Source organism: Mesorhizobium sp. M2A.F.Ca.ET.037.01.1.1 (assembly GCF_003998075.1).
Classification (GTDB): domain Bacteria; phylum Pseudomonadota; class Alphaproteobacteria; order Rhizobiales; family Rhizobiaceae; genus Mesorhizobium.
Genome location: NZ_RZSA01001345.1, coordinates 1 through 1,371, shown reverse-complemented (window position 1 = coordinate 1,371; position 1,371 = coordinate 1). Strand labels below are relative to the sequence as shown.

The 1,371-nt window shown below is 63.3% G+C and carries 1 protein-coding gene and 1 pseudogene; one reads left to right on the top strand and one right to left on the bottom strand.

Going from position 1 to position 1,371, the window contains the following annotated elements:
* Positions 1–543, bottom strand: a pseudogene (locus EOA27_RS36600) (type VI secretion system ATPase TssH); the annotation flags it as partial.
* A gap of 329 nt (positions 544–872) precedes the next feature.
* Here EOA27_RS36600 and EOA27_RS36595 point away from each other — a divergent pair.
* A partial coding sequence (locus EOA27_RS36595; protein WP_189562320.1) for a type VI secretion system ImpA family N-terminal domain-containing protein occupies positions 873–1,371 on the top strand: 499 nt, incomplete at its 3' end.

Below are 1,371 nucleotides of genomic sequence, written 5' to 3'. Positions count from 1 at the left end.
GCGCTTGACCGGTGTCTCCGCGGCGGCCGCGGCGGGAGGTGAGCCGGCTTCGAGCGAGCCTTCCGTGACATCGGCGAAGCGGGAAATGACGCCATCCGCATCGATCTTGTCGAATTCGGCGCTGATCTTCGACACCAGGCCTTCCAGCGCCGGCGTCTTGAGACAAGCGAGCAGGATATGGGCGCTGCGCACCTCCTCGACCCCGAACTCCAGCGTCGCCAGGTTCCAACCCTCCTGGATGGCGTGGAAGATGTGGTCGGAGAATTCCTCCACCGAAGTGGCGCCATAGGGCAGCTTGTCGATGGCGCGGGTCATGTCGGCCGTCAGCCGGCTGACATCCAGTCCGGCGTCGGCGACGATCATCTGCACATCCGAGCGCTCCGACAGCACCAGTTGCTGGATGAAATGGGCGAGCTCGACATAGGGATTGCCGCGCAGCTTGGCCGTGTCGGCGGCGGCCTTGAAGGCGCGCACCCCCGTGGCGTTGAGCTTGGCGACCAGTTCCTTACGCTTGAAGCTCTGCGATGACCGGCGCTGTTCCATCGAACCTGCTCCCGCAACCTGCCGACCCATACCCTGCCATATAAGCGGCTGCTTGACAAAGCCGTGCGGCGGATAGGGCCCTTGAATCCATCCGGGCGGCACCGCCCGGTTACACAAGCCTTGCAAACTCGTGGCAACAAACATGGATTGCCGTCCGGACTATGCGAGCCATTTCACATACCGGTTCCGACAATCGCGCAATGGGTTCGCCGAGAAGGCGGCTGCGTTTAGCTTCCGTTAGTTTTTGCGCAGGTGCTCAATTGTCGTCGCGTGAGGCCGGTGATAACGTTACGTCACATGGGTCTCAGGGCCGCTGGCTGGGGGTTGGTGTGATTGATCTCGCACTCTGGCTGAATCCTCTGAACGGTGCGAATCCGTCGGGAGAGGACTTGCGCAACGACCCGGCTTTTCATGACCTGGAGCGCCTGACCGAGCCTCAGGTCAAAGTCGTTCACGACGGCAACAGCAAGCCCACCTCGCAATCCAGTCCGGTCGACTGGACGGCCGTGCTGGAAAAAGCCGAGGAATTGCGTCCGCGCGGCCGGGATCTGCGCCTTCTCGTCATCGTCACGCGTGCCCTGGCCAATGAATACCGGCTGGCCGGACTGGCCGAGGGCCTGAGCCTGATTGCGCAGACGTTCGACGCCCACTGGGAAACCCTGCACCCGGCGCTGCGATCCGCTGCAACGCCGCGCGACGCTGCCTTGCGTCGTATAAATGCCCTGCTCGACCTCCAGAACGGCCAGGACGGCCTGCTGGCTAACCTGCGGCAGATGATCTTTTTCGCGCCGCGCCCGATCGGGCCGATCAGCGGCCGCGACCTTGAAC